Origin of the sequence: Solirubrobacter soli DSM 22325 (genome assembly GCF_000423665.1) — a bacterium.
Classification (GTDB): Bacteria; Actinomycetota; Thermoleophilia; order Solirubrobacterales; family Solirubrobacteraceae; genus Solirubrobacter; species Solirubrobacter soli.
On record NZ_KE384072.1, the window covers coordinates 337,281 to 352,422 of the forward strand.

A 15,142-nucleotide genomic window follows, 5' to 3' on the forward strand; every position below is an offset into this window, starting at 1 on the left:
CTACGCTTCTAGGCCAGAACCTCATGGCCGAGCGCATGTCCATGACCGTCGTGCGGGCGCTCGCCGGGCTCGAGCTCGCCGCGCTGCGCCATCACGGCGTCGTGCGCCGGCGGTTGAACGTCGGCGAGGAGGAGCTCACCGCGCTGTTGTATCTCGCCCACCACGGCAGCGTGCCCGGGCGGCGCGTGGCGGAGATCACCGGCCTGTCGCGCAGCGGGGCGGGCGCGATGATCCGGCGGCTGGAGGAGGACGGGTTCGTCACGCGGCGCAACGACCCGGCGGACCGGCGCGTGCGGTTCGTCGAGCTCTCCGCGACCGGCCGCTCGCGCCTGCGTGACGCGTACCGCGAGGTCGACGAGGCGACGGAGCGATTCCTGGCCGACCGTCCGCCGGAAGCGATGTCGTTGCTCGCCGGGCTCGCCGAGGCGCTCGCCGATGCCGCGGGCGGCGACGACACGGTGGCGTTGGTCTCCCCCGACCCCGTCTGGCGCCGCTGGGGCTAGTGAGTGGTCGGTTTGCGCGACCGTCCTCGTCACTCTGAGGGGGTGTGTCGACTTTGTCCCCTCTGGGGGGACAAACTCGACACACCCCACCGACGCGCCAACTCGATCAGTTTGGATGTGATCGACGAGGCAGAACCGGATCGGCTGAACGAGCGCCACCGGCTCGCCAAGCGCAACCGCTCCCGCAAACTCGGCCCGACGGTCATGATCGCCGTCCAGGACGAACACACTCGGCTCGTCTACGCCGAACGGCACAGCGTCGAGAACGGCCGACCACCCATCACCCGCGTCCACGGAGTCCGTGAGCAGGACAGCTAGTCCAGGAGCTTGCGCCGCATCGCGTGGCGGATCAGCTGGGCGCGGTCGTGTGCTTCGAGCTTCGCGAGCAGGTGTTTGTGGTGGGTGCGGACGGTCGACGGGGCGAGTTGGAGGCGGCGGGCGATCTGCGGCGCGCTGAGGCCGTCGCCGACCAGTTCGAGGACCTGTTGCTCGCGGGCGCTCAGCAGCGGGCGCGAGCCGACGTGGCGGCCGCGGATCTCGAGCCCGATCGCCGCCTGGGCCTCCTCGCACAGCGCGGTGCCGCCGCCGGCGGCGTGGCGCACGGCCGCGCGGAGGCCGTCGGGGGTGACGCGGCGCGAGAGCACGCCCGCGGCGCCGCCGCCGAGGAGCTCCCAGACGTGCGCGCCCGGGGCGGTGTCCAGGACGACCACGCGCGTGGCGAGTCGCTCGCGGGCGACGGCCGCGACGACGCGGTCGCCGTCGAGGCCGGGGAGGTCGCGGGCGACGAGGGCGACGTCCGGGACGAGCTCGCGGATCGATGCCACGACCGAGCGGCCGTCCTCCGCCTCGCGCAGGAGGCGCAGGCCGACGTCCTGACGGATCACGCGGGCGAGCCCGTCGCGGAAGAGGGATTGGCCGTCGGCGATGACCACGGTGATCACGGGCCGAACGCTAGGGATGGCGTCGCGGGACGTCGGGTGAGACGTGACGCTGACCGGCGGATCGGCGACCTAGAGCCCAATCCGGCCGGGACGCGGTCCAACGGCTGACCGGTCGGAAGCGCCGACATGTCGGCCGATCCGCCGGACAGAACGTGATCTGGCCGGAACGCCCGCCAAGTGATCGAATCACCGTATGACCGCGGTTCAGGAGACATGGGACGCGCTGGCGCCCGCCTATGACCAGCTCACCGGGTTCCACGATCACGCGGCATGGGCCGAGCAGGTCGAGGCGCTCGCGCGGGCGGCGGGGCTGTCGGGCGATCGGCTGCTCGACGCGGGTTGTGGCACCGGCTCGAGCACCGCCGCGATGCGCGCCCGCGGCTACGACGTGGTGGGGGTGGACGTCTCCCCCGCGATGCTCGAACGCGCCCGCGCGCGGCTCGGCCCGGAGGTCCCGCTCCTTCGGCACGACCTGCGCTCGCTCCCCCGCGTCGGCGAGTTCGACGTCGTGTGGTGCGTGTCGGACGGTCTGAACTTCCTGCTCAGCGAACCGGAGCTGCGAGCCGCGCTGCGGGGCTTCCGCCGCAACCTGCGGGAGGGCGGGCTCGCGGTCTTCGACGTCGACACGCTCGCCGCGTTCCGGAAGCTCTACACGTCGCTCTTGGTCGTGCCCGGGCCGGACCGGATCGTGGTCTTCGAAGGGCGCGCCGGCGCGGACGAGCTAGGTCCCGGATCGGTGGCCGAGGCCTCCGTGGACGCGCTCGTCCCGAAGAGCTGGCCGTGGTGGGAACGAGTTCGCGCGATCCACCGCCAATGCCATCACCCGCCGGTGACGATCGAGGCGGCGCTGGCGGCCGAGGGCTTCCAGCTGCTCGCCGTCTGGGGCACGGACGGAGCGGGCGGAAGCGAGCAACCGCTCGACGAGGCCCGGCACAACAAGGCCGTGTACATCGCGGAGGCGAGGGGGTGAACGCAAGCATGGAGATCGTGGTGACCGACCGGCCGGTGATCAAAGAGGCCGGAAGCTGGAAGGGGTCCTGAAGAGCCGATCGAACCCGCCCGCATCGCCCGGCGGGCGGGTTCTCGGAGGTGCGATGATCGGCCCGCGATGTCCGACCGCCTCGGCCGCCTGCTCGTTCATCCGCTCCGCCACCGGCTCCTGCTCGAGTACGCGAACGGGCCCGAGAGCCCGAGCGCGATCGCGCAGCGCCTCGACGAGCCCGTCAATCTGATCGCGTATCACACCGGGGTGCTGCTCCGGCACGGGTTCGTGGAGCTCGTACGCCGCGAACGCCGGCGCGGCGCGCTGGTCCGCTTCTATCGATCCACGGTCGACCCGGTGATCGACGACGAGCAGTGGCAGCGCCTCCCCGGCAGCCTGCGCCGCACCCTGGCCGTCGGCGCGATCGAGTTGATCGCCGACGATGCCAGGCGCGCGGTCCCGGCGGGTGGGTTCGATCACGCGGACGCGCACGTGTCGCGCTACCCGCTCGAGCTCGACCGCGAGGGGGTGCGCGAAGTCGTGGCGCTGCTGCATGCCGCCGACGCGGCGTTGGCCCGGATCGCCCGCGAGGGCGCCTCCGGGGCGGAGCACGAGGTCGTCATGCTCGGCTTCGAACCGCCGAGATAGCGTTGACCGCGGCGGCGGCGCCTGCTTCGATCCGCCGCCATGGCGCGCCAGTACGAGGACGTGATGCGCGAGCTGCTCCATGCCATCGTCGGCGGTGAGCACGCCGAGGGCGACTGGCTCCCGAGCGTCGACGAGCTGCGGACGCGGCTCGGCGCGAGCCGCACCGCCGTGCGCGAGGCGCTGCGCGGCCTCGAGGAGCGAGGCCTGATCGCCGTGCGCGCCGGGCGCGGCCACACGATCACGCAGCGCGAGAGCTGGGACACGCGCGCGCCCGACGTCCTCCGCGCGTGCATCGAGCGCGGCCCCGATCCGAACGTCCTGCCGCAGGCGATCGACGCGCGGGCCGTCGTCGAGCGGGCGGCGGCGAGCCACGCGTCCGAGTTCGCCACCGACGCCGACCTGCGCCTGCTCCGCTCGCGTGCCGACCTGATGCAGCGGGCGCTCGAGCCCGACGCCGCGCGGACCCTCGGCGCCGACGATCCGTTCGTGGTCGCGGAGGTGTGGTTTCATCGCACGCTGGCGGCGTTGTCGGAGAACCCGGTGCTGGCGACGCTGATCGAGCCGCTGCACGTCGTCCTCGCCGAGGTTCGCCGCATGCGCGCGCCGGAGCGCGACAGCACCGCGCTTCTGCATCATCAGCGGATCGTCGAAGGCGTCCTGAGCCGCGACCCGGAGCTGGCGGAGGCCGCGGTGGACGGCTACGCCCGCCAGCTGCGGCGCTGGCTCGCGACGAAGCCCATCAGGACCACCTCGACGCGCCGCTGATCGCCGGCCCGAGCGGTGGAGCGTGCCTGGATGCGCGTCAGCTCGTGGACCATGCCGAGCAGGAGTTCGGCAACCTCGGCCGAGCCGGCTTCGTCGAGCCGTACCGGCCAGCGGCTGATGTGCGCGTCGCCGGCGTCGAACCCGCCGTTGTGGGCCGCCCGGCGGGCCTCCTCCGATGCCACCGTGACGAGGCTCCGGATCAGCGCACGCCGCCGCTGTGGTGGGAGCCGCTGCCACTCCTCGTCCTCGATGACGCCCGGCGCCGTCGCGCGGTAGACGCTCGCCGTGCCACCTCGCCGGCGCTCGGTTCGAACCAACTCGAGCCAGCCGTGCCGCAGGAGCACACGCGTGTGGTAGCTGACGAGGTTCAGTGGCTCGCCGGTGCGGCGAGCGAGGTCGCTCGGGCTCGCGGGCCCGAGCTGGTAGGCGGCCAGAAGCCGGTCGCGGAGCGCGTGGGCCAGCAACAGGGACGGGCGTGCCGTCATGTCGTCATCGTGACACGTCCCACGGCCGCCCGCTTACGGGAGCGGGCGGCGCCGGGGACGTGCTCAGTTGCCCTTCCAGAACCCGGACTCACCCGCCACCGGACGGTCCGCAACAACGATGTTCACGCTTGCTCACCCCCTTGTCTGCGCTCGACCTCAGGACATTGGGTGATTGGATCACTACGTGGCCTCCAAGACCAGACACGAATCCGTCCGGGTTCGGCCGACATGCCGGCCTACCAGCGCACGGGGTCGAGCCCGGGCTCGAAGCAGAACTCGGTGACCACCGCGCAGTCGAGCGCGGTCGCCACCCACGCCCCCGCCGCCTCCAGCTCATCCATCCAGCCCGCGCATCGAGGCGATCCCGCCGTCAGCCGCTCCGATACCCGCGCGATCGCGTCCGCCAAGCACGTCTCGACCAGTTCCACCACGAGGTCGGCGGGCCCGGTGACGACCGAGCCGGGCAAGTCCGTCTTCATCCGCGTCAGCAGCCGCAAGGCCTCCCGCGCACGATCCAGCTCGTCCCGCTCGCCCGCGGAACGGAGCTCGACGACACGGCGTTCGAGCGCGGCGATGCGCTCCCCCACGCCCCGCTCCAACCCGGCCCACTGCGCGGGCGCGACCTCGACCCGCAACGCGTCGCAGACCCCGAGCCCGCGGACGCTGCCCGCCACGCGAGCCGGACTGACGGTACGGTCTTGCTGCATGGGAGTACGGCCTCCTGTGCCGGCCCCGGGGCGTTGGCGCGCCGCCGGGGCACTTTTCGTTTGCGGTCGGAGACTACGAAGCGGGTCGGCGGAACGGCCGCGGCCGACGGCCCGATCAGCGGCGTCGCTCGCGTGGACACGGTTGGTGACGAACGACGAACGCCCCGGACTGAGCCGGGGCGTTCGCGTGGCGTCTCAGCTAGGTCAGCTGACGTTGAGCGCCGTGTCGTCGACGACGAAGGAGGTCTGCAGCGAGGTGTCCTCGGTGCCCGTGAACTTCAGGACGACGGTCTGCCCGGCGAAGCCCGCGACGTTGATCGTGCGGAGCTGGTAGCCGGCGGCCTTGTTCAGGTTCGAGTAGGTCGCCACCGTGTTCGCGCCGAGCGTCACGGTCAGCTTGTCGAACTGGGTCGTGGTGGTCGTCTCGGCCGAGTCGATGTGCAGCCAGAACGAGAGGCTGTAGTTCGTGCAGCCGGCCGGGATCGCCACCGTCTGCTGGAGCGTGTCGGTGTGGGTGGTGCCGTAGCCGTTCATCCAGGCGAAGCGGGTGCCGCCGTGCGCGGTCTGGCCGGCGTAGGCGCCGATCACGTTCGGGGTCGACGTCCACGGCGCGGTCGCGGTCTCGAAGCCGGGGTTGCCGAGCTTGTTGCCCGGGCTGGCGCAGACCGGCTGCTGGGAGATCGTCCAGTTGATCGTGACGGAGCTGTTCACGCCGCCGGAGGTCGCCGTGATCACGGCCGCGTAGGTGCCCACACTGCTCGGAGTACCGGAGATCAGGCCCGTCGAGGCGTTGATCGACAGACCGACCGGCAGCCCCGTGGCCGACCAGGCGTACGTGCCGGTGCCACCCGTGGCGGTCATCTGCAGCGACACGGCGGTCCCGAGGCCAGAGGTCTGGTTGCCCGGGTTGTTGACCGCGACGGCGGCGCCGATGGTGCACGTGGGATCGGCGGCCTGGGCCGGGACGCTGATCGCGTCCCACGCCGCCTTGACGGTGTTGTAGGCGTTGCAGTTGGCGGGGAAGAGGTTCTTGGCGGCGGTGAGCGTGGCGGTGCGGTACTTGAGGTACGTCATGCCGCTCGTCTTGGTCAGCATCGCGTTGTAGAAGATCTTGCCCGCGGTCTGGATGCCGAGCCCGGTGACCGCGGCGCCGTTGCAGGTCGGGCTGGCGGGCTTGCCGGCCGGGGCCGAGCCCTCGGCGACGAGGTAGAACCAGTGGTTGAGCGGGCCCGCCGCGGCGTGCGTCTCAGCGCCCGGGATCGAGGACGAGTAGCAATCCGGATCGCCGGCCAGCGACGGCTTGTACATGTAACGGATCGGGCCGCTGCCGACGAGGTTGATCTCCTCGCCCACCGTGTAGTCGGGCGGATCGTAGGCCACGGCCTCGTTGGCATAGGCCTCGGTCAGCGCGCCGAAGATGTCACCCGTCGCCTCGGAGACGCCGTTCCCGGACTGCCCGCCGGGCGTGTTGGAGTCGATCGCGTGGCCGAACTCGTGGCCGACGACGTCCAGCGCGGAGATCCACTGGTTGGCCTGGTTGTGGCCGATCGTGACGCCCGTGCCGTCCCAGTAGGCGTTGAGGTCGTTGAGGCCGACGTAGATCGGGAAGCCGCCGCCGGAGCCGTTGATGCCGCTGCGGCCGAACCACGAGCCGAGCATGTCCCACTCCTTGCCGACGCCGAACAGCGCGTCGACGCACCCGGTCTCGATGTTGGTGCCGTCGCTGTTGCCCCAGACGTCATCCGTGCCGGTCAGGACCGCGCGGCTCGACGAGTTGCGGCAGGAGATGCCCGGCCGGGCGGCGTCGGTCATCGAGAACGACGTGCCGGAGCCGGAGGTGCCGATCGTCACCGGCCCGCTCATCCAGCTGTTGCCGGTGCCGTCCACGACCTCGTCGCGGGTGGAGATGACCTCGCCGGTCTTGGCGTCGGTGAGCACGTGCAGCTTGCTCGGCATCGCGCCCTTCTGACCGGTGACGATGGTCTCGTAGGCGAGCGTCGGCTGGTCGGCGGTGGCATCGACGACCAGGTCGGTGCTCTGGACGTCATTCACGCCCGGGACCTGCGAGCTCGCGGTCTGCGCGGCCTGCGCCGCCGAGAGGCTCGGCGTGGTCGAGACGTTGATGGTCTCGTCCTGCGCGACCGCGGTCGAGGCGACCTGGCCGTCCTTGGTGACGACGACGAAGTCGCCGCCGACGACCGGCAGCCCCTTGTAGCTGCGCTCGTACGGCACGTACGACAGGCCTTCCTTGGTGGTGACGACGTCACCGCGGTGGAAGGAGTCCGACGAGCTCACGTGGAGCTTGGAGGGACGCGACTTGAGGTAGTCGGCGGCCCTGTCGGCGGGTGAGTTGGCCGCCTGAGCGGTCGAGACGGTGACTCCCAGCAACGTCATTGCAGCTACGACGATCGAGACCCTGCGATGCATTCGTGCGTGGCTCCTTGCCGGCGATGTGAACGACGGCATCCTTTGAAACCACGCTGACGTGGCGCAGACGTTCCGCTGACGGGCCGCGTCCGCGGCTCCTATTGGCCCTTCTGGATCCGCTTGAACTCCGTGACCTTGGCCCGCCAGTTGGTGGCCAGCGCCGCGGGTGCGCCGGAGAGCAGGACGAAGCTTCCCTTGTCGTAGTGGGCGGTCAGGTAGACCAGGTTGGACTCGTAGTCGTAGATACCGCGCGTGATGCCGGTCGCGGACTGGCCCGAGACCAGGAACTCGAAGTACGGCGTCTTGTCGACCTGCTCGCCTTTGGAGAACTTCTTGAGCCCGTCACCGAGGCCGGGCTTGGGCAGCTTGCCGTGCGAGTTGCCATGGGCGGCCGTCGTGTCCGGGTTCGACGAGAGCTGGATCGTGCAGGCCGAGAGCTCGGCCTCGAGCGCCTGTGCCTCCGGGGCGCTGAACGTCGCCCACTTGACCGTGGTCACGTCGCCCTTCTTCTTGACGGCCTGGCCGAGGATCGTCCAGCGATTCTCATCGCGCGGAGCGGCGGCGGCGGCCAACGTCTTCGCTATCGCCTGGTAGAGCTCCAAGTCGGAGTCGAACTCGCGCTCCTTGCCCTTCTTGTTGTCGCCGATCCAGTTCCTGGCCTCGGCGGTGAGCGCCTTCGCGTCGACGCCGGGAAGCGCCTTCTTGATGGCGGGCGTGACGGGCGGAGGCGCCTTGAGCAGCGACTTGTTGACCTTGACCGTGCGCTGGAGCATTGCGCCGACGGCGTGATTGCCGGCCGTCCGCTGCAGCGCGAGGACGCGCCCGCCGGCATCCGCCGACCGCTCCTCCTCGAGACGCGCAGCGTGTTCGTCCTCCCTGCGCCGGGACTTGTGACGGACCGCCATCGGGCCGACGCTAGTGCCGGCCCGACTGCCCGGGGTGCCACGACCCGCCCCGGAAACCGGCGTGACGTCACACCCGCGCGTTTGACGCCGTCTCGCCCGCGCGACGCGTGTTCGCGCGGTGACAGATTCAAGCTCCACCGCATCCCGCCGAGACCTAGTGGAGATGCTCCGTCTCCTCATCGCGTGCGCGATCGTGTTCGTCAGCTGCGCCGGCGCCACCCTCGCGATCGGCGCCAACGAGCTGCACGCGACCGCGCGGGTCCTGGAGGCGCAGCCGCGGGTGGAGATCCCGAAGGCCACCACGCCCGAGCCGACCGGCGCCGCCAAGACGATCCTGCTGATCGGCTCCGACCATCGCGCGACCGCCGCCAAGAGCGATGCCCGCTCGGACACGATGATGCTCGTCCGCCTGAACCCGCGGGCGAGCGCGGTGACCGTGCTCTCGATCCCGCGCGACCTGCAGGTGACGATCCCCGGCAAGGGCACCGCGAAGCTCAATGCCGCGTACGCGTACGGCGGGGCCCCACTCACCGTCAAGACGATCCGCCGCCTGCTCGGCATCGGCGTCGATCACGTGATCGACGTCGACTTCGCCGGCTTCCGCGCGCTCGTGGACCGGCTCGGCTGCGTGTACACCGACGTCGACCGCCGCTACTTCAACCGCAACGTCGGCACCGCCGCCACCAACTACGCGTCGATCGACATCCAGGCCGGTTACCAGCGGCTCTGCGGCAGCGACGCGCTCGACTACGTCCGCTACCGCCACGGCGACAACGACCTCGTCCGCGCCGCGCGCCAGCACGACTTCCTGCGTCAGGCGCGCGGGCAGTTCGGCGTCAAGGAGCTGCTCGGCGACCGGCGCGCCCTGCTGCGGGCGCTCGGCGAGCACACCCGCACGGACATTCGCGGCACCAAGCAGGTGGCCGAGCTCGTCAAGCTCGCAGCCGACGTGATCGGCAAGCCCGTCCAGGAGGTGCCGTTCCCGGCAACGCTCGGTGCCAGCTACGTCTACGCCACGCCGACCGCGATCCGCGCGGCCGTACGCCGATTCGAGCATCCGACGGTCGCCGCCGCGACGAAGACGTCCCGTCGAGGCGCCCCGAAGCCCACCCGCATCCCGCAGGGCGAGACCGCCACGCGCGTCTACACCCTCACCGACACCCACGGCACGCGCCACCGCGCATCCCGTCGCTCGGTGCGGATCGGTCTCGGCGAGTACTACGGGATCCAGAGCACGGACTGGACCGACCCGCCGATCCTCGCCGCGCCCGACGTACGGCGCGGCACCTTCGAGCTCTTCTACGACGGCCGCCGTCTGCGCCGCGTCGCGCTGCAGACCGACAAGGGCTCGATGTGGGTGACGAACACGCTCACGCTCTCGCTGACCAACGCGCAGATGCTCGCCATCGCGCGTCAGGCGGCCAAGTCGACCGTGACCGGGTCGGCGAGCAGCCGCCCGCGCAACGTCAGGACGGCGCGGCCCGCGGCGTGATCGTCCGGCTCGAGGAGCCCGTCGGCGACGTGACGCTCGGCGGCGGCGCGACCGTCGCGCGTGAGTTCGCCCAACGCGACGCCTGAGCGCAGCCGCAGCCCGAGCATCACCCGCTCGAGCCGGACCTCGTCCGCACCGGGCAGCTCCCGCGCCGCCGCGGGTGACATCGACGCGGCGAGCCGCTCGCCCCACGCCCGCGGGTGCAGCACGTTCCACCAGCGCACGCCGCCGACGTGGCTGTGTGCGCCGGGCCCGGCGCCCCACCAGTCGCCCCCGCTCCAGTAGCCGAGGTTGTGGCGGCACCAGGCGGCCTCGCTCCGAGCCCACGAGCAGGTCTCGTACCACGCCATGCCGGCCTCGGCCAGCACGCGCTCGGCGGTCTCGAAGCGGTCGACGATCACCGCCTCGTTCGGCACGACCAGCTCGCCGCGGCGCACTTGTGCGGCCAACCGCGTGCCCGGTTCGACGATCAGCGAGTAGGTCGAGAGGTGATCGGGCGCGGCACTCAGCGCCGCCTCGAGTGACATCAGCCAGTCCGACGCGGTCTCCCCCGGCGTGCCGTAGATCAGGTCGAGGCTCACCTGCTCGAACCCCGCGGCGCGCGCCTCGGCGACCGCCTGCTCCGGCCGCCCGGGCGAATGGACGCGGTCGAGGATCGCCAGCACGCGCGGGACCGCGCTCTGCATTCCCAGCGACACGCGCGTGAACCCGGCTTCTCGCAACGCCGCCAGCTTGGCCGGATCGACCGACTCGGGGTTGGCCTCGGTGGTGACCTCGGCAGCGGCCTTCAACCCGAACCGCTCGTCGATCCGCCGCAGGATCGTCGTCAGATCGGCCGCGGACAGCAGCGTGGGCGTCCCGCCGCCGAAGAAGACCGTGTCGACCTGCGGGGGCGAGCCGAGCACCCGCGCCGCGAGGTCGATCTCGGCGAGCACCGCGGCGACGTACCCGCTCGCCTGCTCGGCGCCTTGCTCGCCCGGCACGTACGTGTTGAAGTCGCAGTAGCCGCAGCGCGTCGCGCAGAACGGGACGTGCACGTAGAATCCGAACGGTCGCGTCCCGACGCCGTCGAGCGCCGCCTCCGGCAACGCGCCGTCGGCGGGTGCGGGATCTCCTGCGGGAAGTCGGGCCACGGCCGGATGAGTCTAGATTGGCGGCGTGCCCTTCCTGACCGCCGAATGGCTGAACGTCGCCGCGGTCACGTTCGCCGCCGACGAGGAGCAGCTGCTGCCATACCTCCCGCGGGGCGCCACGATCGACACGCTCGAGGGCTCCCCGCGCGTGAGCCTGGTGGCGTTCGAGTTCCGCCGCACGCGGGTCCGCGGGCTGGCGATCCCGCGCCACATCGCGTTCCCGGAGATCAACCTGCGCTTCTACGTGCGCCACGGCGGCGAGCGTGGCGTCGTGTTCATCCGCGAGCTCGTGCCGCGGCGGGCGATCGCGGCGGTCGCGCGGCTGCTGTACAACGAGCCGTACGAGCGGATCCCGATGCGCTGCGGCGTGACGCCCACCGAAGGCGGTGGCGTCGAGGTGTGGCACCGGTTCGGGCGCACCTCCGCCCTGACCATGAAAGGCGCCGCCGACGCGGTCGTCCCCGAGGCCGGAAGCGCCGCCCACTGGCTCACGGACCACTCGCTCGGCGTCGGCCGGCGCCGCGACGGCGCGACCTTGCTCTACAACGTCGCGCACCCCACCTGGGCGCTGCGCGAGGTTGAGGACCTCGGCCTCGACGTGGACTTCGGCGCCGTCTACGGCGCGGAGTGGGCGTGGCTGGCGGACGCGACGCCGAGCCACCTCTCGCTCGCCGTCGGCTCGCCGATCACCGTCTCGCCACCTCAGCGCTGGGACGCGCGGACCAGCCCGGTCTCGTAGGCGAAGATCACCGCCTGCACCCGGTCGCGCAGGTCGAGCTTGGCGAGGATGCGCCCGACGTGGGTCTTCACGGTCGCCTCCGAGACGACGAGCCGCGCCGCGATCTCAGCGTTGGACAACCCACCCGCCACCGCCAGCAGCACCTCGCGCTCGCGCTCGGTCAGCGGGTCGAGGCGCTCTGAGCGGGTCGCGGGCGCGTGCGCGTCGGGGAACTGGTGCGCGTAGGCGTCCAGCAGGCGGCGGGTGACGCTCGGCGCCACGACCGCGTCCCCGCCCGCCACCGCGCGGATCCCCGCCAGCAGCTCCTCCGGCGGCGCGTCCTTCAACAGGAAGCCGCTCGCGCCCGCGCGCAGGCCGCTGAACGCGTACTCGTCGAGGTCGAACGTGGTGAGGATCAGGACCCGCGCGTCGCTCCCCGAGGCGACGATCCGGCGGGTGGCTTCGATCCCGTCCAGCTCGGGCATGCGGACGTCCATCAGCACGACGTCGGGCGAGGACTCCGCGGCGCGGGCCACGGCTTGCTCTCCGTCAGCCGCCTCGCCCGCGACCTCCATGTCGGGCTGCGCCTCGAGGATCATGCGGAAGCCCATGCGCAGCAGCGGCTGATCGTCGGCGAGCAGGACCTTGATCACGCCGCGCTCCCGAGCCGTGTGCGCACGCGCCACCCGCCCTGCGGCGCCGGACCCGCCTCGAGCTCGCCGCCGTAGACCGCCGCGCGCTCGCGCATCCCGTTCAATCCTTGCCCGCCGGCGGCGACCCGCGACCGGCCGTGGCCGTCGTCGGTCACCTCGACCTCGACGCCGTCCGCGTCGTAGTGCAGCCGGACGGTCGCGCTCGCGTCCGTTCCCGCGTGCTTCAAGGTGTTCGTGAGCGCCTCCTGCACGAGTCGGTAGACCGTCAGCTCTGCTCCCGCCCCCAACGCGACAGGCTCGCCGGAGGTCTCCAGGCGGGCGTGCAGACCGGCGGCGCGGACCTGCTCGAGCAGCGGCTCGAGATCGGCCAGACCGGGCTGGGGCGACAACGCCGTGGCATCGTCGGAGCGCAGCACGCCGAGCAGGCGCCGCATCTCGCCCAGCGCATGCCGGCCGGTCTTGGACACCTGCTGCATCGCATCCGCGGCGTGCTCGCGGCTCGCCGTGTAGCTCGCGCCGTCCGCCAGCGCGATCATCACCGAGAGGTTGTGGGCGACGATGTCGTGCATCTCGCGCGCGATCCGCGCCCGCTCGGCCGCGGCGGCGAGCTGGCTCTGCTGGTCGCGCTCGCGCTCGAGCTGCGCCGCGCGCTCCTCGACCGACGCGAGGTACGCGCGCCGCGTGCGCACGTTCAGGCCGAGCACGACCGCCGCCGTCGCCATGCCGGTGAGCAGGACGAAGCTCGCCACCACAGCGGTGTCGGCCCAGCGCGCGACGGCGAGCACGATGCCGAGCTCGAGCATCGCGGACGCCGCGATCAGGCGCCCGCGCGACTCCTGCGCCGCGACGGTGTAGATCGCGATCAGCAGGGCGACGTCGGAGAACTGGTTGACGTCCGCCAGCCACTGCCCCAACGCGGTCACGGCGATCACGGTGAAGACCGCGAACGGCGCCCGCCGGCGCCAGATCAGCGGAAGCGTGAGCGCGATGCCGAACAGCCGGGCGGTGCCGTGCGAGCCCACGACGCCGAGCGCCAGCAGGACCAGCGTCAGCAGCAGGTCGGCGAGCAGCGGGTGACGGGTCAGGCGGTTCACGCGTCTCGGCGCACCAGCAGAATGGCGGCGAGGGCGATCGTAGCGAGCACGTACGCGCACAACAGGCCGAAGCCGCCCCACGCGCTCAGCGGTCCGCTGGTCGACACCGTCGTGATCGTCAGCCCCGCCGCGGACGGCAGGTAGGGCCCGATCTTGTCGCCCTTGGGCAGCACGTCGACGATCACGGGCACGACGAAGAGCGCGAGCGTGAGCGTCGTGATCGCCGCGGCGGTGTTGCGCATGAGCGCGCCCAGCGCCAGCCCGAACGCGCCCATGGCCCCGAGGAAGAGCCCGCAGCCGAGGACCGCGCGCAGGACGTGCGGGTCGCCGAAGGACGCGTCGACGTGCTTGGTGGAGAAGATCGCCTGGCCGAACACGAACGCCAGCACGCTCGCGATCGTCCCGAGCACGAGCGTGACGGTGAGGAACACCCCGAGCTTGCTCCACAGCACCGGCAGGCGGCGCGGGACCGCCGCGAACGTGGAGCGGATCGAGCCGGTCGCGTACTCGCCCGTGACGACCATCGCCCCGAGGACGCCGAACGCGATCTGGGCGAGGTAGATGCCGCTGAGGCTGCGCTCGACGGCGTTGTAGCCCGCGGTCGGCGTGCCCTCCTGCCAGTCGGACACGCTCAGCCACGGGACGAAGAGGCCGAGGCCGACGACCAGGCCGAGCGCGATCAGCAGCGACAGCCGGCTGGACCGCAGCGAATGGAGCTTCGTGAACTCCGAGGCGATCACCCTCATGTCGCGTACTCCACGGCGTCGCGGGTGAGCTCCATGAACGCGTCCTCCAGTGAGGCCTGGCGGGTGGCGAGCTCGTGCAGCGTCAGGCGGTGCGCCGCGGCGCGCTCGCCGATCGCGTCCGTGGTGAGGCCTGACACCTCCAGCACGCCGGGCTCGTCGGAGCCGATCGTGACGCCCTCGGCCATCAGCAGCTCACGCAACCGCGCCGCGTGCGGCGAACGGACCCGGACGACGGCCGGCGAGGACTGCGCGATGAAGTCGGCGGTGGACGTGTCCGCGAGCACGCGCCCGCGGCCGACGACGATCAGGTGGTCCGCGGTCAACGCCATCTCGCTCATCAGATGGGATGACACGAAGATCGTGCGACCCTCGGCAGCGAGCCTGCGCAGCAGCGTGCGGATCCAGTGGATGCCCTCGGGGTCGAGGCCGTTGACCGGCTCGTCGAGCACGAGCGTGTCCGGGTCGCCGAGCAGCGCCGAGGCGATGCCGAGCCGCTGGCCCATGCCGAGCGAGAACGTCCCGGCGCGCTTGCGGGCGACCGGCTGCAGGCCGACCAGCTCGATGACCTCGTTCACACGCGCGCGAGAGATCCCGTGGGTCTGGGCGAGGGCGAGCAGGTGGTTGAACGCCGAGCGGCCCGGATGGATCGAGCGCGCCTCCAGCAGCGCGCCCACCCGGTGCAGCGGCGCCGGCAGGTCGCGGTAGCGGGTGCCGTCGATGGTGACCTCGCCCGTGGTGGGCGCGTCGAGCCCGACGATCATCCGCATCGTCGTGGATTTGCCCGCGCCGTTCGGCCCCAGGAAACCGGTCACCACCCCCGGCCGCACCGTGAACGAGAGCCCGTCCACGGCCGTCTTCGCGCCGTAGCGCTTCGTCAAGTCGATCGCTTCGATCATCGCCGGCCAAGCTACGGCCGCGTTTCTGTCGCGAACAACCGTCTCGA

Annotated in this window: 17 protein-coding genes; 7 read left to right on the forward strand and 10 right to left on the reverse strand. The window is 71.8% G+C overall.

Annotated features, from left to right (window positions below):
* Nucleotides 1-23 precede the first annotated feature (23 nt).
* Both G569_RS60080 and G569_RS0140570 read left to right on the forward strand, forming a co-directional pair.
* Entirely contained in the window at nt 24-503 is a 480-nt protein-coding gene (locus tag G569_RS60080) for a MarR family winged helix-turn-helix transcriptional regulator (protein WP_053227733.1), read from the forward strand.
* 111 nt (nt 504-614) lie between these two features.
* Nucleotides 615-821, forward strand: coding sequence for a hypothetical protein (locus G569_RS0140570; RefSeq protein ID WP_157592643.1), 207 nt, complete (start codon nt 615-617; stop codon nt 819-821).
* Here G569_RS0140570 and G569_RS0140575 read toward each other — a convergent pair.
* Nucleotides 818-1,444 (reverse strand): response regulator transcription factor, encoded by a 627-nt coding sequence (locus G569_RS0140575; protein WP_037502597.1) that lies wholly within the window; start codon nt 1,442-1,444, stop codon nt 818-820. The genes G569_RS0140570 and G569_RS0140575 overlap by 4 nt on opposite strands.
* A gap of 193 nt (nt 1,445-1,637) precedes the next feature.
* Between G569_RS0140575 and G569_RS60085 the strand changes: the two genes are divergently transcribed.
* The 3 genes from G569_RS60085 to G569_RS60090 all read left to right on the forward strand — a co-directional run bounded on the left by G569_RS60085 (nt 1,638) and on the right by G569_RS60090 (nt 3,839).
* Nucleotides 1,638-2,414, forward strand: coding sequence for a class I SAM-dependent DNA methyltransferase (locus G569_RS60085; protein ID WP_053227734.1), 777 nt, complete (start codon nt 1,638-1,640; stop codon nt 2,412-2,414).
* A gap of 138 nt (nt 2,415-2,552) precedes the next feature.
* On the forward strand, nt 2,553-3,074 hold the full coding sequence (locus G569_RS0140585) for a winged helix-turn-helix domain-containing protein (RefSeq protein WP_028067645.1): 522 nt from the start codon (nt 2,553-2,555) through the stop codon (nt 3,072-3,074).
* 39 nt (nt 3,075-3,113) lie between these two features.
* Nucleotides 3,114-3,839 carry a FadR/GntR family transcriptional regulator gene (locus tag G569_RS60090; RefSeq protein WP_053227735.1) on the forward strand — a complete coding sequence of 242 codons (726 nt, stop codon included), beginning with the start codon at nt 3,114-3,116 and terminating at the stop codon, nt 3,837-3,839.
* Here the strand turns inward: G569_RS60090 and G569_RS0140595 are convergent.
* The 4 genes from G569_RS0140595 to G569_RS0140610 all read right to left on the reverse strand — a co-directional run bounded on the left by G569_RS0140595 (nt 3,773) and on the right by G569_RS0140610 (nt 8,363).
* Nucleotides 3,773-4,324 carry an ArsR/SmtB family transcription factor gene (locus tag G569_RS0140595; RefSeq protein ID WP_028067646.1) on the reverse strand — a complete coding sequence of 184 codons (552 nt, stop codon included), beginning with the start codon at nt 4,322-4,324 and terminating at the stop codon, nt 3,773-3,775. The two genes, G569_RS60090 and G569_RS0140595, sit on opposite strands and share 67 nt — an antisense overlap.
* A 236-nt stretch (nt 4,325-4,560) precedes the next feature.
* The gene (locus tag G569_RS0140600; RefSeq protein ID WP_037502600.1) at nt 4,561-5,031 is read right to left on the reverse strand and encodes a hypothetical protein; all 471 of its coding nucleotides are present in this window, start codon (nt 5,029-5,031) and stop codon (nt 4,561-4,563) included.
* A gap of 204 nt (nt 5,032-5,235) precedes the next feature.
* Entirely contained in the window at nt 5,236-7,425 is a 2,190-nt protein-coding gene (locus tag G569_RS55825; protein WP_037502603.1) for a M4 family metallopeptidase, read from the reverse strand.
* Nucleotides 7,426-7,556: 131 nt separating this feature from the next.
* Nucleotides 7,557-8,363: a hypothetical protein gene (locus tag G569_RS0140610; protein ID WP_028067648.1), complete on the reverse strand. Its 807-nt coding sequence runs from the start codon at nt 8,361-8,363 to the stop codon at nt 7,557-7,559.
* Nucleotides 8,364-8,526: 163 nt separating this feature from the next.
* On the opposite strand from G569_RS0140610, the gene G569_RS60095 reads away from it, so the two are divergent.
* On the forward strand, nt 8,527-9,855 hold the full coding sequence (locus G569_RS60095; RefSeq protein WP_157592644.1) for an LCP family protein: 1,329 nt from the start codon (nt 8,527-8,529) through the stop codon (nt 9,853-9,855).
* Here G569_RS60095 and hemW read toward each other — a convergent pair.
* Nucleotides 9,777-10,988 carry a radical SAM family heme chaperone HemW gene (hemW, locus tag G569_RS0140620; protein WP_028067649.1) on the reverse strand — a complete coding sequence of 404 codons (1,212 nt, stop codon included), beginning with the start codon at nt 10,986-10,988 and terminating at the stop codon, nt 9,777-9,779. The two genes, G569_RS60095 and hemW, sit on opposite strands and share 79 nt — an antisense overlap.
* A gap of 25 nt (nt 10,989-11,013) precedes the next feature.
* On the opposite strand from hemW, the gene G569_RS55835 reads away from it, so the two are divergent.
* Nucleotides 11,014-11,727, forward strand: coding sequence for a YqjF family protein (locus tag G569_RS55835; RefSeq protein ID WP_037502606.1), 714 nt, complete (start codon nt 11,014-11,016; stop codon nt 11,725-11,727).
* Here the strand turns inward: G569_RS55835 and G569_RS0140630 are convergent.
* The 4 genes from G569_RS0140630 to G569_RS0140645 are packed head-to-tail and all read right to left on the reverse strand — an operon-like array spanning nt 11,691 to nt 15,095.
* Nucleotides 11,691-12,359: a response regulator gene (locus G569_RS0140630; RefSeq protein WP_037502895.1), complete on the reverse strand. Its 669-nt coding sequence runs from the start codon at nt 12,357-12,359 to the stop codon at nt 11,691-11,693. The genes G569_RS55835 and G569_RS0140630 overlap by 37 nt on opposite strands.
* Nucleotides 12,356-13,453: a sensor histidine kinase gene (locus G569_RS0140635; protein ID WP_211233222.1), complete on the reverse strand. Its 1,098-nt coding sequence runs from the start codon at nt 13,451-13,453 to the stop codon at nt 12,356-12,358. The genes G569_RS0140630 and G569_RS0140635 overlap by 4 nt, the downstream gene beginning before the upstream one ends.
* Entirely contained in the window at nt 13,450-14,199 is a 750-nt protein-coding gene (locus G569_RS0140640; RefSeq protein ID WP_028067652.1) for a DUF2705 family protein, read from the reverse strand. Before G569_RS0140640 ends, G569_RS0140635 begins: the two co-directional genes overlap by 4 nt.
* Nucleotides 14,196-15,095 (reverse strand): ABC transporter ATP-binding protein, encoded by a 900-nt coding sequence (locus tag G569_RS0140645; protein WP_028067653.1) that lies wholly within the window; start codon nt 15,093-15,095, stop codon nt 14,196-14,198. The genes G569_RS0140640 and G569_RS0140645 overlap by 4 nt, the downstream gene beginning before the upstream one ends.
* Nucleotides 15,096-15,142: the final 47 nt, after the last annotated feature.

Excerpts from the sequence above, each read along its gene's own strand:
- G569_RS0140600 (WP_037502600.1), bottom strand. The coding sequence starts at position 5,031 with ATGCAGCAAGACCGTACCGTCAGTCCGGCTCGCGTGGCGGGCAGCGTC.
- G569_RS60090 (WP_053227735.1), top strand. The coding sequence starts at position 3,114 with ATGGCGCGCCAGTACGAGGACGTGATGCGCGAGCTGCTCCATGCCATC.
- G569_RS60080 (WP_053227733.1), top strand. The coding sequence starts at position 24 with ATGGCCGAGCGCATGTCCATGACCGTCGTGCGGGCGCTCGCCGGGCTC.
- G569_RS55825 (WP_037502603.1), bottom strand. The coding sequence starts at position 7,425 with ATGACGTTGCTGGGAGTCACCGTCTCGACCGCTCAGGCGGCCAACTCA.
- G569_RS60085 (WP_053227734.1), top strand. The coding sequence starts at position 1,638 with ATGACCGCGGTTCAGGAGACATGGGACGCGCTGGCGCCCGCCTATGAC.
- G569_RS0140585 (WP_028067645.1), top strand. The coding sequence starts at position 2,553 with ATGTCCGACCGCCTCGGCCGCCTGCTCGTTCATCCGCTCCGCCACCGG.
- G569_RS0140610 (WP_028067648.1), bottom strand. The coding sequence starts at position 8,363 with ATGGCGGTCCGTCACAAGTCCCGGCGCAGGGAGGACGAACACGCTGCG.
- G569_RS60095 (WP_157592644.1), top strand. The coding sequence starts at position 8,527 with ATGCTCCGTCTCCTCATCGCGTGCGCGATCGTGTTCGTCAGCTGCGCC.
- G569_RS0140645 (WP_028067653.1), bottom strand. The coding sequence starts at position 15,095 with ATGATCGAAGCGATCGACTTGACGAAGCGCTACGGCGCGAAGACGGCC.
- G569_RS0140640 (WP_028067652.1), bottom strand. The coding sequence starts at position 14,199 with ATGAGGGTGATCGCCTCGGAGTTCACGAAGCTCCATTCGCTGCGGTCC.
- G569_RS0140595 (WP_028067646.1), bottom strand. The coding sequence starts at position 4,324 with ATGACGGCACGCCCGTCCCTGTTGCTGGCCCACGCGCTCCGCGACCGG.